Source organism: Streptomyces sp. NPDC016677 (assembly GCF_055562815.1).
This window is the reverse complement of the sequence record NZ_JBVHEO010000024.1, coordinates 53,885-67,638: the sequence shown is the minus strand read 5'-3', so window position 1 is coordinate 67,638 and position 13,754 is coordinate 53,885. Positions and strand designations below refer to the sequence as shown.

8 protein-coding genes and 1 pseudogene are annotated in these 13,754 nt (G+C 73.3%); all 9 read right to left on the bottom strand.

Going from position 1 to position 13,754, the window contains the following annotated elements; all coding sequences use genetic code 11:
* Positions 1 to 226: 226 nt before the first annotated feature.
* On the bottom strand, positions 227 to 808 hold the full coding sequence (locus ACZ3IG_RS34840) for a TetR/AcrR family transcriptional regulator (RefSeq protein ID WP_467437172.1): 582 nt from the start codon (positions 806 to 808) through the stop codon (positions 227 to 229).
* 46 nt (positions 809 to 854) lie between these two features.
* Positions 855 to 2,234, bottom strand: coding sequence for an amidase (locus ACZ3IG_RS34835; RefSeq protein ID WP_467437170.1), 1,380 nt, complete (start codon positions 2,232 to 2,234; stop codon positions 855 to 857).
* A pseudogene (locus tag ACZ3IG_RS34830) lies at positions 2,221 to 2,442 on the bottom strand (hypothetical protein). Before ACZ3IG_RS34830 ends, ACZ3IG_RS34835 begins: the two are co-directional and overlap by 14 nt.
* Before the next feature lie 103 nt (positions 2,443 to 2,545).
* Positions 2,546 to 3,151, bottom strand: a complete 606-nt coding sequence (locus tag ACZ3IG_RS34825) for a dihydrofolate reductase family protein (RefSeq protein ID WP_467437169.1) — start codon at positions 3,149 to 3,151, stop codon at positions 2,546 to 2,548.
* 100 nt (positions 3,152 to 3,251) lie between these two features.
* Positions 3,252 to 3,677 (bottom strand): MerR family transcriptional regulator, encoded by a 426-nt coding sequence (locus ACZ3IG_RS34820; protein WP_467437168.1) that lies wholly within the window; start codon positions 3,675 to 3,677, stop codon positions 3,252 to 3,254.
* 41 nt (positions 3,678 to 3,718) lie between these two features.
* Positions 3,719 to 4,954 carry an MFS transporter gene (locus tag ACZ3IG_RS34815; protein WP_467437166.1) on the bottom strand — a complete coding sequence of 412 codons (1,236 nt, stop codon included), beginning with the start codon at positions 4,952 to 4,954 and terminating at the stop codon, positions 3,719 to 3,721.
* Positions 4,955 to 5,227: 273 nt separating this feature from the next.
* On the bottom strand, positions 5,228 to 5,560 hold the full coding sequence (locus ACZ3IG_RS34810; protein ID WP_467437165.1) for a hypothetical protein: 333 nt from the start codon (positions 5,558 to 5,560) through the stop codon (positions 5,228 to 5,230).
* A 25-nt stretch (positions 5,561 to 5,585) separates the two neighbouring features.
* Positions 5,586 to 6,761: a thioesterase domain-containing protein gene (locus ACZ3IG_RS34805; RefSeq protein WP_467437163.1), complete on the bottom strand. Its 1,176-nt coding sequence runs from the start codon at positions 6,759 to 6,761 to the stop codon at positions 5,586 to 5,588.
* 34 nt (positions 6,762 to 6,795) lie between these two features.
* Complete coding sequence (locus ACZ3IG_RS34800; RefSeq protein ID WP_467437162.1) at positions 6,796 to 13,749, bottom strand: amino acid adenylation domain-containing protein; 6,954 nt, start codon at positions 13,747 to 13,749, stop codon at positions 6,796 to 6,798.
* Positions 13,750 to 13,754 lie beyond the last annotated feature (5 nt).

Genomic DNA, 13,754 nt, shown 5'->3' with positions numbered 1-13,754 from the left:
TCTAGGGCACCACCGGCCGTCCGCCCAGGGTCACCATGTCGGGTCCGGCGGGCCTCTCCATGACACTGTGTCCGCGGCTCTGGCCGTCCAGGTGGGAGGACGGGCCGATTTTCAGTCCGCCGTCTCATGCCCGGCGCGGGTCGGCCCGGCCGAGCCGGGACTGGCGGGGGCGCTCGTCCTGCCGCACTCCCTGTGACTGCGACGCCCCTTATGAAGGGGCGGGAGTTCACCCGGTGTGCTCCCGTGGTGAGGTCTCCGGCAGGGCGTTCACCAGGTGTCGGGCGTAGTGCGGGTGCAGCGGGCCGGGGCGGAAGAGGATGCGGTACATCATCGGGGCCACGACGTGGTCGATGACCGTCTCGACGTCCGGTACCGGCTGGCCGCGGCCGCGCGCCCGTTGGAGGATCACGTCGATCTGTTCGGCGGCGTAGGCGGAGCACTGGCCGGCGTTGGTGCCGTCGGGGTCGCCCAGCAGGGCGTCCCGGATGTAGGCGCGGCCCGGCGGGGAGGACATCTCCTCCAGGAACTCCTCGGCCCAGGCGGTCAGATCCTTGTCGAGGTCGCCCCGGTCCTCGGGAGGGGTCTCCGGTCGCAGGCGTTCCACCGCGACGTCGGAGAGGAGTTCCTGGAGGTCGCCCCAGCGCCGGTAGACGGTCGACGGCGTGACGCCGGCCCGGGCGGCGACCAGCGGGACGGTCAGGGCGTCCCGGCCCACCTCGGCGGTGAGTTCGCGGACGGCGTTGTGCACCGACTCCTGGACGCGTGCGCTGCGCCCGCCCGGGCGCACCATCGGCTTGCGGGGGCTCATGGGACCAGCTTAAAGCAAAGACGTTGCGTCTACTGGGGTGGTGCGGTCAGGCCGCCGGGGCCGGTTCCCGTGCGGGGCGGGCCGCCTCGTAGGCGTGTCCGACTCTCAGGAGGAGGGCCTCGGCGAGGGGGCGGGCGAGCAGTTGCATGCCGATGGGCAGGCCCGCGCGGCTGTGGCCGACCGGGACGGTGAGCGACGGGACGCCGGTGATGTTGGCCGGAGCCGACAGGCGGACGTAGGCGTCGGAGACGCTCTCGACGGTGCCGTCTGGCCAGGTAACCGTCTCCTGTCCGACGGGTGCGGCCGGCAGCGGGACCGTGGGGGCGGCGATCACGTCGACCTCGGCCAGCATGCTCGCCCAGTGCCGGCGCATCAGGGTCCGGGAGCGCTGGGCGCGCAGGTAGTCCCCGGCCGGCATCAGCTCGCCCGCCTCCAGCAGGACGCGCACGTCGTCCTGGTAGAGGTCGGGGACGGTACGCAGGGTCCGTTCGTGGTAGGCCGTGGCCTCGGGCACCATCAGGCCCCACTGGGTGGCCTGGATGTAGCGGGTCATCGGGATCTCGACCTCGACCGGGGGGGCGCCCAGTTCTTCCAGTTTCCCGATGGCCCGCCGGACGGCCGTTTCCTCCTCGGGGTCGACGTGTTCGAAGTAGTAGTTGACGGGTACGCCGACGCGCACCCCTGTCAGGTCCGTGGCGTCGGCGGGTGCCGCGCCCGGGAGAGCGGCCGGGTCGCGCGGGTCGGGGCCGGTGAGCGCGGCCAGGACGAGCCCGGCGTCCTCCACCGTGCGCGTGACCGGTCCGACGTGGTCCAGGGACCAGGACAGGGACGTCACCCCGTGCCGGGGGACCAGGCCGAACGTCGGTTTCAGTCCGACGACGCCGTTCAGCGCGGCGGGCACCCGGATCGAACCGCCGGTGTCGGTGCCCAGGGCGAAGGTGGCCGTCCCCGCCGCGACGGCGACGGCGGAGCCCCCGCTGGAGCCGCCGGCGACCCGCCTCGGATCCCGGGCGTTGCGGGTCTGCGGCGTGGTCAGGCCGTAGGCGAACTCGTGCGTGTGCGTCTTGCCGACCAGGACCGCCCCCGCCTCGCGCAGCCGGGCGGCGACCGTGCTGTCGGCATGCGCGCGATGCCCGGCCCGCACCCGGGAGCTGGCGGTGGTGGCCACGCCCGCGACGTCGATGAGGTCCTTCAGACCCATCGGTATGCCGTGCAGCGGACCGTGCGGGCGGCCCTCGGCGAGGGCCCGCTCGGCCGCACGGGCCGCCTGCCGGGCCCGGTCGGCGGTGACCGCGACGTAGGCCCCGAGCCCGGCCTCCACCTCGGCCACCCGCCCGAGCACCGAGTCGACCAGTTCCACGGGCGACAGCCGGCGGCTGCGGATCTCCGACGCGGCCGAGGCCAGCGACATCTCATACGGCCGCATCAGCGGACTCCCCCTCGCCTGCGCCGTGCACGCGGTACACGGCGGCGGGCGCGACGTCGCCGAAGTCCAGCTCGCGCAGCAGCGCCACCACGGAGTGGATGTACTGCGCGGTGGCCGCCACCGGGGCGTGCCGGTCGGCGGGCAGCGGCAGCCCGCAGTGGCCGGCCCAGCGGGCCGCTTCCTAGGGGGTGAGGTCCGGTGTGGACAACGCGATCTCCCTAAAGCCAATGGTTTGCTTTAAGGGACGATAGGGCCCGCCGGGGCTTTAAAGCAAACGGATAGCTTTAACGCGGGCCGGCGGACCGGGTGCGTCACTCAGGGGCGCCGAGCGGCGGGTGCGTGAGCACGCGGGGCCGGTACTCGACCAGTTGGATGCGGCCGTCGAAGGTGCGGTGCCCGGTCATCTCCAGGGCGACGTCCGGGTAGCCGTCGTAGACGCGTTCCGCGCCCGTGGCCCCGGTGATCACCGGGAACATCACGACCCGGAAGCGGTCGACGAGTCCGGCGCGCAGCAGGGACCGGCACAGGCTGAGGCTGCCGATCGTGCTGAGCGGCCCCGAGCCGCTCGCCTTCATGGCGCGGACCGTCCCGACGGCGTCGTCGCGGACGAGCGTGGAGTTGGCCCACGTCAGCGGCTCCTTGAGCGAGGAGGAGAACACCACCTTGGGCGCCCGCGTGAGCTCGTCGACCGATGTCTCCTCCTCGGGCCTGAACTCGTCCTGGCCGTCCGGGACCGCGCCCGCGGCGAAACCCGACATCAGGCGGTAGGTGCGCGCACCCATCAGGTACGTGACCTCGGGCTGCTCGCCGAGCCAGGCGAGGTACTCCGGGCCTTCGAGGCCCCAGAACCCCGGCCACCCCTCCCCTGAGGCGTAGCCGTCGAGGGAGGTGATGAAGTCAACGAGAAGCTCCGACATGACCGTGTCCTTTCCTGCGGCGTCACAGGCTCAGACCGGCCGCGCGCCGCGAACTCATCGGCGACGCGGCGGCCCTGATACCGCGGACCGCGCGGGTGGTCTACGCCGCCCCGCTGAGCAGTTCCCGGGGGCGCTCGGTGGTCTGAGCGCGCCGGGGCGCGGTGTCCGGGGCGCGCAGCTCGTCCAACCGGGCGCGGAGCTGTTCGCGTACGGCCGTCAGGTCGTCGATGCGGCGCTGGATCACGGCCAGCCGCTGTTCGAAGACCGCCGGCTTCGCGGACGGGTCCTGGCAGCGGTGGCCGCCGATCACCTCGTCGCGCAGGCAGGTGTCCAGGAGCAGCAGGTCCTCGGTGGTCAGGCCGGCGGCGAGGAGGAGGCGGATGTTCCGCACGACCCGCACGGCATCGGGCGGGTAGCTCCGGTACCCGTTGGACGAGCGTTCGGGGTGGAGCAGGCCGTGTTCCTCGTAGTAGCGCAACGCCCGGGTGGTGGTGCCGGTGGCTCGGGCGAGTTCTCCGATGCGCATGGGGTGACTCCTGTCGAGAACGGGTCGGTGGACGCGTGCGGTCACTGACGTACCGCCTCCGGGGCGGATGCCGGGGTGCGGCGGCGTTCGCCCGCGTGCTCGCCGAGGGCGAGGACCAGGGCGGCGGCCGCGACGGCCGCGCCCGCCACGGGCAGCCAGCGCAGCCCGGCGCCGGCGGCGATGATCCGGCCGCCGAGCCAGCCGCCGAGCGCGGTGCCCAGGTTGAACGCCGAGCTCTGCACGGTCAGCGCGAGGGTGCGGGCCCGCTGCGCGGCGACGTCGACCAGCCGGGTGTTGACGGCCGGGATGACCGCGTAGTACGCGGCGCCGAACAGGAAGAGGCACACCACGGCCGGCACCTTCAGGGACGCCGTGAGGCCGAGCAGCAGCAGCGAGGCGCCGAGCGCGGCCACCGACACGCACACCGCGCCGAGCACCGAACGGTCGGTGAGCCGGCCGCCGACCAGGTTGCCGACGGTGCCGCCGATGCCGAACAGCAGCAGGAGCACGGTCACCGTCGACTCGTCGAAGCCGACACTGTCGGTGAGCAGCGGGGTGACGTAGGTGTACGCCGTGAAGGAGGCGGCCGCGGCGAGCGCGGTGACGCCGGTGACGGTCCGCACCCTGCGCTCGCCCAGGACGCGGAGTTCGGCGAGGCGTCCCCGGTCGTCCTGCTCGTCGATGCCGGGGGTGTCGGGGGCGAGGGCGGCCACCGGGACCGTCGCCGCGAGGGTCAGCAGGGCCACGGCCCAGAAGGTGGCGCGCCAACTGAGCCACTGGCCCAGCGCGGCGCCGATCGGCAGGCCGGCGATCATGGCCAGGCTGAAGCCCAGGGAGACCCGGGCGACCGCCGTGCCGCGCCGCTCGGGCGGCACGATGTCCGCCGCGATGCCGAAGAACAGCGGCATCAGCGCCGAATGGGCCAGCGCCGCGAGGATCCGGCCCGCGGCCAGCGGCGGGAACGAGGGCGCGACGGCGGACAGCGCGTTGCCCACGGCGTAGCAGGCCATGAGCGTGATGAGCAGCCGCCTGCGCCGGGCACGCCCGGTGGTCAGCGCGAGCACCGGGCCGCCGACGACGACGGTCATCGCGAAGGAGCTGACCAGCAGGCCGGCGGTGGACAGGGACACATCGGCATCCGCGGCGATGTCGGGCAGCAGACCGGCGATCATGATCTCGCCCGTGCCGAGGGTGAAGGAGCACAGAGTCAGCACGGCCAGCGCCCAGGTGACGCCGCGTGCGGAACGCGTGGGAGTGGGGTGGTCGGAAGTCCGCATGTCGTAGAGGGTCGACCTTCACGCCAGGGTCAAGGTCAAGTCGGCGGCGGGACGGGGCGACCGCCCGGCGGTCCGCACCGGGCGCGGGTGACCCGGTGGTGCGGGGCCGTCGCGTTCCGGGTCACGGTCCCTCCCTGTGGTCGGCTTCCGGCGCGGCCCGCGGTCTTCGGGGCGGCGATTCGACGGAATATCATACGGGGTGGTCCGTCGAGGCGGGTGCGACCGCCTCCGGGATCGCCCGTCGCCGGTACGGCGATGACGACTCCCCCGCCGTCAAGGGCAGCCGCCCAGGTGAGTTCGGCCCGGTCCGTCGACGGGTCCGCCGCTCTCACTCGGCCTGTGCTCGCGGCACGCCATCTTCGTGGTTTCCACGGTGCTGCGGGCCATGGCGACGGCGTCGCGCAGCAGGTCCGTGCGGGCCGGGGCGGCGTCGTGGGGTGTCTGCTGGGCGCGGAGCAGGGTGGCCGCGCAGGTGAGGGCGTCGCAGGCGGCGCTGATCGCGGGCGGGATGCGGCGCGCGTGCGGGGCGCGCAGTTCCAGGGCCAGTCTCTCCAGGTCGCGCACGATCGTCGTGAGGCTCGCGGTCGTGTCGGGGACGGCGCTCATGGGCCGGCTCCTTTCCCCCGCCGGGTCAGGCGGGCCCGTCCCGGTGCGGTACCCCGGTGGTGGCGTCCAGGGCGAGGACGGCCCGGGCGGTCGCCGGGGCGTGGCCGCGGTCGAGGATCGAGAAGTGGTCGCCGTCCAGGGGGAGTTGGCGGAAGGCCGCCGAGGTGTGGGTGGACCAGCGGGGGTCGTAGGTCCGCGAGCCGGTCGCCGCCAGGAAGTCGACGGGGGCGGTGATGGTTCCCTCGGGGCGGTGGGCGCGGCCCGCGTGGAAGACCGAGCGGAACCGGTTGACGTAGCAGATGAACTCGGTCTCGTTGAGGCTGGCGAGGTGCGGGACGGCCCGGGCCATCAGCGGGAAACGCCCCTGGAGTTCGGCGGCCAGACGTTCCTTCGCCGGGGCGTCGAGGCGGCCGCGGACGGCTCGCCACAGGTCCTCGGCCGACGCGCCGTCCCGGGGCAGCGGGTCCCCGAGCCAGGGGAAGTCGTCGAGGAGGGCCCGTTCGTGTTCCGGGGTGAAGTCGTCGGCGCGGTCCGCGCTCGGGAGGTCGAGGCCGTACGGCGTGTCCAGCAGGACCAGGCGCTGCGGCGGCTCGCCGCGCTCGTCCAGCAGCTTGGCGATCTCGAAGCCGACCAGGCCGCCCAAACTCCAGCCGACGAGAACGAACCGGCGGGGCCCGTCGAACTCCGCGTCGAGGGCGGCCACGTACTCCTTCGCGAGCGCGGTCAACGACAGCGGGCGGGGGGCCGTGAACCGCTCGTGCGGCAGTTTGAGGCCGAACAGGTCGGCCCGGCCTGCCAGTTCCCGGGCCAGGCCGGCATAGCCGTAGACATCGCCGCTGACGTCGTGGACGGCGATGTACGTGACGGCCCGGCCGGTGGTGGCCCGACCAGTGGTGTCCCGCCCGGTGGTGGCCCGTGCCAGCGGCACCAGGGCGGTGTGCCCGCCGTCAGGGGCCGGGTCGCCTCGGTTGAGCCGGTTCCACACCGCGGTGAACTGGAGCTCGATGGTCCGGCAGTCGACGAGTTCGGCGATCTCGAACTCCGTCTCGAAGGCGTCGTTCAGCTCTGTCAGCAGGATGAGGGACTGGAGCGAGCTGCCGCCCGCCGCGTAGAAGTCCGTGTCGTCCGCCAGTTGGTCGTTGTCCAGGACCTGCGACCACAGCTCCTTGATCGTGTGCCGTACCTCGTCCTCGGTCTGCATCTCGGCTGCCCTTCGCGGTCTGCCTCTTAGGCGGTCACAGGGGTGGGAGCGTCGACAGCGGCCGCTCCGGGGCCGCCACCAGGTCGAAGGCGGCGCGGACCACCTCCGCCATCGCCCGGGCCGTCTCCCGTGTGAACAGGGAGCTGTCGTAGTTCAGGCTCACCCGCAGACCGTCCTCGGTCTCGTCGACCAGGAAGGTCAGCGGGAACTTGCTGATCCGGGGGCGGTCGACGTGGTAGTGCTCGACATTCAGGTCCGTGCCGGGGAACAGGTCCTCGACCGGCAGGCGCGGATAGTAGGCGAACATGACGTCGAACAGCGGGCTCTCGTCGTCCTGCTGGTTGCGCAGATCGCGGACCAGGGTCTCGAACGGGTACTCCTGGTGGTCCAGGGCCGCGAACAGCTCGGTGGCGTGCGCGGCCAGCAGGTCCCGCAGTGGCCGGGTGCGGTCGACGTCCACCCTGACCGCGAGGGTGTTCACGAACATCCCGACCGTGGACCGGATCCGTGCGTCGCGCCGGCACTCCACCGGGATGCCCAGGGTGATGTCGTCCTGGCCGGTGATGTGCGACAGGGCGCTCGCGCACAGCGAGAACAGGGCGGAGAACACGGTGGTCCCGGCCGCCTTGGCCAGCGACTCCACCTGCCGCCGCCGCTCCGGGCCGATCCACAGTTCCACGTAGTCGCCGCTGAACCGCTGGACCGTGCCCCGGGGGAAGTCGAACGGCAGCGCGAGGGGGGTCCGGTCGCCGCCGAGTTTCCCGAGCCAGTAGGCCCGCTGCCGGGCCCGCTCGTCGGCGCCGATCCGCTCGGCGAGCAGCGCGTGGGCGGCGTAGCCGATGCCGGGCACTTCGGGGACGGGGTCGCCGAGGTACAGCCGCACCAGGTCGTCCAGGAGCAGGGCGACCGACGCGCCGTCGAAGATCACGTGGTGTACGTCGATGGCGACGTGGTGCTCCACGTCCGAACGGCTCACCACCTTCATCCGCATCAGCGGCGCCCGGGTGAGGTCGAACGGCCGCACGAAGTCGCGCAGTACGTCGGTCTGCTCGCCCGGCTGGAGCCGCTGCCAGGTGACCGGGACCTCGGCGGTGGGTTCGACCAGGCCGGTCACCTGGCGGTCGCGGATGGTGAAGCGGGTCCGGAAGGCGTCGTGCCGCCGGACCAGTCCGTCGACGGCCTCGCGCAGTCGTGCCTCGTCGAGCGGGCCGCGCACGGTGAAGGTCAGCGGGATGTTGTAGGCGGTGCTGCGCGGGTCGAGGCGTTGCAGGTAGTAGATGCCGGCCTGGGACGTGGTGATCGGGTACTCGGTCGCGGTCCGCGGCGGCTCGGCGGCGGGGGGCTCGGCGCGCGGCGCGTGGCCGCCGGTGTCCTTCTCGATCCGGGCGGCCAGCGTGCGCACGGTCGGGTGGTGGTAGAGGTCGCTGATCCGCAGATCGGCGCCGAGTTCCTGGTTGAGCCGGGCGATGAGCGTCATGGCGCGCAGGCTGTCGCCGCCCAGGTCGAAGTACGAGTCGTCGATGCCCGCGGCGGGCGCGTCCACGGCACTCCGCCAGATCTCCAGCACCCGGGCTTCGAGAGCGGTCGCGGCCGGCGCCGGGGCGCTCGCGCCGGCCGGCTCGGGCGCGCGGTGGGCGAGCAGGGCCCGCCGGTCCACCTTGCCGTTGGGGGTCAGCGGGAACTCCGGCAGGCGGACGACCGCGGCCGGGACCATGTATCCCGGCAGGGTGGTGCGGAGCACGCCTTTGACCTCGTCCGGCCCGGCCGCCGAGCCGTCCGCGACGTAGTAGGCGGCCAGTTCGGCGGTGCCGCCCTCCCCTCTGATCAGCACGGCGGCCTGCCGTACGCCGGGCAGGCGCTGCAGGGCGGCCTCGATCTCCCCCAGTTCGATACGGCGTCCACGGACCTTGACCTGCGCGTCGTGCCGCCCCAGGAACACGAGGTTGCCGTCCGGCCGCCACCGGGCGTGGTCACCGGTCCGGTACAGCCGCTCGCCGGGGAACTCGGGGTGCTCGATGAACACGTCCTCGTTCAGGCCGGGCCGGTTGAGGTAGCCCCGGCACAGGCCCCGGCCGGCCAGGTGGATCTCGCCGGGCACATCGATGCCGGCCGGCTGCCCGGCGGGGTCGAGGACGTAGACCCGGGTGTTGTCGGCCGGCCTGCCGATGGGGACGTCCGTGGTGCTGTCGTCGAAGCGGTAGACCGTGCTGTACGTCGTGTCCTCCGAGGGCCCGTACAGGTTCCTGACCTCGGTGCGGTCGAGGTCCAGCAGTTCCCGGAGCGCGGGCGGCGCGGGCTCGCCGGCGACGTTGACGGCGGTGACACCGGACAGGTCGTGGCCCGCGCGGCCCAGTTCCATGATCACCGAGGGCACTGTGTTGAGCAGGACGCGCCGGTGCGCGCCCAGCCACGCGCCGATGTGTGCCGGGGACTCGATCATCCGTACGGTGCGGCCCGCCGTCAGGGTGAAGAACAGCTCGAAGACCGACAGGTCGAAGCAGATGGAGGTGGCGGCGAAGACCACACCGAAGTCCGTGTCCGCGAACTCCCGCAGACACCACTGGAGGAACGCGGCGAGATTGTCGTGGGTGATCTGCACGCCCTTCGGGTCGCCGGTGGACCCGGAAGTGTAGATGACATAGGCCACCGACTCCGGGGCCGGCGGCTCGGCGGGCACGGCGGGCCAGTGGGCGAGGTCCGCGCGGAACCGGCGTACGAGCGCGGCGTCCACGACGACGTCGCAGCCGGCGTCACCGAGGATGAACTCGATCCGGCGCGCCGGGTAGGACGGGTCGAGCGGGACGAACGCGGCGCCCGCCTTCAGGACGCCGATCAGGCAGGCGGGAAGCCAGTCGTCCCGGTCGAGGAGGATCCCGACCCGGTCCCCCGGGCACACGCCCAGTTCCGCGGCGAGGAACCCGGCGAACCGGTCGGAGCGGGCGGCCAGCTCCGCGTAGGTCACCGTCTCGTCCGCGAAGAGGACGGCCGGATCACCGGCCAGGGCCGCGCACCGGCCGGCCAGCCGGGTCAGGAACGGAACGCAGTCCGGGTCGTCGCGGCCCCGGCCGAACTCGTCCAGGACCAGCCGCCGTTCGGCCTCCGGGACACACCGCAGCCGCCGCAGCGGACGCGCCGGGTCGTCGCACGCCTCGGTGAGCAGGGTCTCCAGCGCGCCGACGAAGCGACGGACCGCGTCCTCGTCGTACAGGTCGGTGTTGTACTCGACTTCCAGGGCGAGGCCCGCGCCCGGACCGCGGTCGGCGAAGTCGAAGGTGGCGTCGAACTTGCTGAACCGTCGCGGGGCCGGCCCGCGTCGGAGCTGGAAGCCCGGACCCTCGATGTGGTCGAAGACGTGGTTCTCGGTGGCGTTCTGGAGGACGACGAGCAGGTCGAACACCGGGTTGCGGCTGGGGTCGCGGCGCGGCCTGAGGTCGTCGACGATGGCGTCGAAGGGGTGCGCCCGGTGCTCCAGGGCCTCGGTGACACCGGCCTTGACCTTGGCGAGGAGCGCGTCGAAGGTCTCGTCCGGGGTCAGGCGGGTGCGCAGCGGGAGCGTGTTGACGTAGAACCCGATCTGGTCTTCCAGGTCGATGTGGTCCCGGCCCGCGACCGGTGTCCCGAGGGTGATGTCCGGCTGGCTGGTCTGCCGGAACAGCGTCGCGTCGAGGGCCGCCACCAGCACCATGAACAGGGTGCATCCCCGCCGGGCGGCCAGGTCCTCCAGCCGGGCGACGAACGGCGCGGGGAAGGTGTGCCGGACGACCGCGCCGTTGTAGGTCTTGACGGCGGGGCGGGGCCGGGCACCCGGGAGGCCGGCCGGCGGGACGGTGTCGGCGCCCGCCAGGGTGTCGCGCCAGAACCGGCGGTGGGTGTCGTGCGCCGCGGACGTCACAGCGGCCCGCTGCCAGGCGGCGTAGTCCCTGTACTGGACGGCGAGTTGCTCGGTGGGCGGGCCGGCGGGTCCCGGGTCGTAGAACTTGAGCAGGTCACTGGCGAAGACACCGAGGGACCAGGCGTCGCAGACGCTGTGGTGGATGACGAAGACGAAGACCTGTCCCCCGTCGCCGGTCCCGGCGAGGGCGGCCCGCAGCAGCGGGCCCCGGCCGAGGTCGAAGGGCCGGGTGACGTACTCGGTCAGCTGGTCCTCGTCGGCCGCGGGGAGGCGGTCGAGGCGGCAGTCCACCGCCTGCGCCGGGAGGATCGCTTGCCGTACGTCGCCGTCCGCTGTCGCGCGGAAGACCGTGCGCAGGCTCTCGTGCTTGTCGATGACGCGCCCCAGCGCGTGTTCGAGCCGCTCGGGCGCGATCTCGCCGCGTATCTCGTAGACCGAGTGGAGGTGGTACGCCTGGGAGGCGTCCGTGAACTGGGAGGTGAGCCAGAGCCGGCGCTGCGCGTTGGACACCTCGTAGTCGTCGGCGGGCGCGAGCCGGGCAATGGCCGCGAACCGGCCGGGGTCGGCGGCGCTGACCACGGCCGCCAGGTCGTCGAGCCGGGAGTGTTCGAACACGGTGGTGAGGGGCAGTTCGACGCCGAAGTCCTTCGCGATGTGCGAGAGCAGCCGGATGGCGGTGAGGCTGTGCCCGCCCAGTGCGAAGAAGTCGTCGTGCCGGCCGACCCGTTCGCGGTCCAGCAGGCCGGCCCAGTGCCGGGCGAGCCGTTCCTCGGCCGGGGTGGCGGGCGGCTCGTGGCCGTCGGCGGCGCCGTCGCCCGGCGCGGGCAGCGCCCGCTTGTCGAGCTTGCCGCTCGGGGTCAGCGGGAACGCGGTCCGCCAGACGAAGTGGGCCGGTACCGCGAAGGCGGGCAGGCGCCGCGCGGCCTGCTCCCGCAGGGTCTCCAGGTCCAGCGGGGCGTCCGCGAGGTAGTAGGCGACCAGGACGTTCTCGCCCCGCACCGGCTTGGCGCAGACGACGACGTCGCGGACGCCGTCCTGGGCGCGGATCGCCCGCTCCACCTCGCCCGGCGCGATCCGCAAGCCGTTGATCTTCATCTGGTCGTCGGCGCGGCCCAGGTAGACGAGCCGGTCCTCGGCGTCGCGGCGGACGAGGTCCCCGGTCCGGTAGAGGACGCCGTCGAAGCCGGTCTCGGCCGGGTCGACGCGGACGAACCGGCGTGCCTGTTCGCGCGGGTCGTTGAGGTATCCCTTGGTCAGGCCGGCGCCGCCGAGGTACAGCTCGCCGGTCACCTGGGGCGGGCACAGCCGCTGCCGCGCGTTGAGGACGAACAGGCGGATGCCGTCCACCGGGCGGCCGAGGGGCACCGGTGCGCCGTCCGGCCGCAGGTCCTCCTCGTCGAGCCGGTGGTGGCTGACCACGTCGGTGAACTCGGTCGGGCCGTAGGAATTCATGATCGTCGCGTGGAAGTTGGGCGACCCGGCCCACGCGGTGAGCTTCGCGGCGTCGATCGGTTCACCGCCCAGCACGACATGGCGCAGCGACCGCAGCGCGTGGAACCGGTGCTCCGCGCCGAACTCCAGCAGCGGGTAGAAGGCGCTGGGGGCGCAGTTGACGACGTCGATGGCGTGCGTGTCGACGTACCGGGCGATGGCGGAGTAGTCGTCCAGCGCGGCGCCCAGCAGATGCAGTCGTCCCCCGCACAGCAGGGGAGCGAAGAGGTTCTTCTGGGCCAGGTCGAAGCTGACCGGGGCGATGAGCAGGAAGGCGGGCCGCTCGTGCGCGCACACCTGGCGGGTGTACCAGGCCAGGAGGTTGCGGAAGGCGCCGTGTTGGACGGCGACGCCCTTCGGGGTGCCGGTCGAGCCGGAGGTGAAGATGACGTAGACGGTGTCGTCCGCGCGGATGTCCACCTCGGGGGCGGTCGCCGGGCAGCCGGCGATCCGGTCCGCCTGCCGGGTCAGCGCGACGACGTCGCTCGCGGGCGCCGCGAGGTCGCCGGGGTCGCGCACGATCACCGCGGCGGCGCGGCTCTGCTGGATGAGCAGCGCCTGGCGGTCCGCGGGGTAGCGCAGGTCGATCGGCACATAGGCGGCGCCCGCCTTGAGCACCGCCAGGACGGCCACCAGCAGGTCGCGGCTGTCGGGGAGCGCGACCCCGACGAAGTCGCCGCGGGTGATGCCGTGTTCGGCGCGCAGGAAGTGGGCGAGCCGGTTGGCGTGCTCGTCCAGCTGGCGGTAGGTGAGCGGGCCGGCGCGGTCCACCACCGCCACGGCGTCGGGGGTGGCGGTGACCTGGCGGTGGAAGTCGGTGAGCAGGCTCGGCGGCAGGCCGGGTTCGGGCGGCGGGCCGGTCAGCGCGGCGGTGAGCCGGGCGGTCTCGGCGGGGGTGAGGACGGGGATCCGGCTCAGCGGCCGGTCGAGGTGGTCCCGCAGGCCGCGCACGAGAGCGGCGTAGCGGTGCAGGAACTGGGCGGCCAGGTCCGCGTCGCAGCCCGGGCCGTAGGACAGGACGAGTTCCCGGTCGTGCTCGTCGGCCGGCACCTTGAGCCAGAACGCGGTCCGGGTCGCCAGCCAGGTGTTCGTGACCGGCCCGGCGCCGCACACCAGGCCGAAGCGGACCGCGTCGAAGGGCCGGCCCGGGGTGTCCATCCAGGCGAGCAGGCTCTCCCACGGGTAGGCGCGGTACGGGGCGCAGTCGAGGGTCTCGGCCCGGGTCGCGCCGATGGCGTCCCTGAGGGTGCCGTGCGGATCGAGCGGGGCGGTGTGGAAGACGGGCGGGGCGGGGTGGAGGACGGGCGGGGCGGGGGCGGGCTCGGGGCCGGCCAGCGCGATCGCGTCGGACTCCGGTCCGAAGAAGTACCCGAGCAGGAACCGGTACAGGGTGGCGTGCAGGACCGCCTCGGCCCGCGGGTCGCCCCGGCCGGCCTTCCGCAGGAAGCCCAGGTCCGCCTCGGACAGGGTCAGCGACTTCAGGGCGCGGCCGTCGGCGGGGTCCGAGGGGGGCGGCGCCAGCGGCAGGTCCGCCTCCTCGCGGTCCCTGAGCCTGCGCACCCAGAAGTCGAGGGCGAGGCGCGCGTCCAGCGCGTTCTGCGTCATCATCC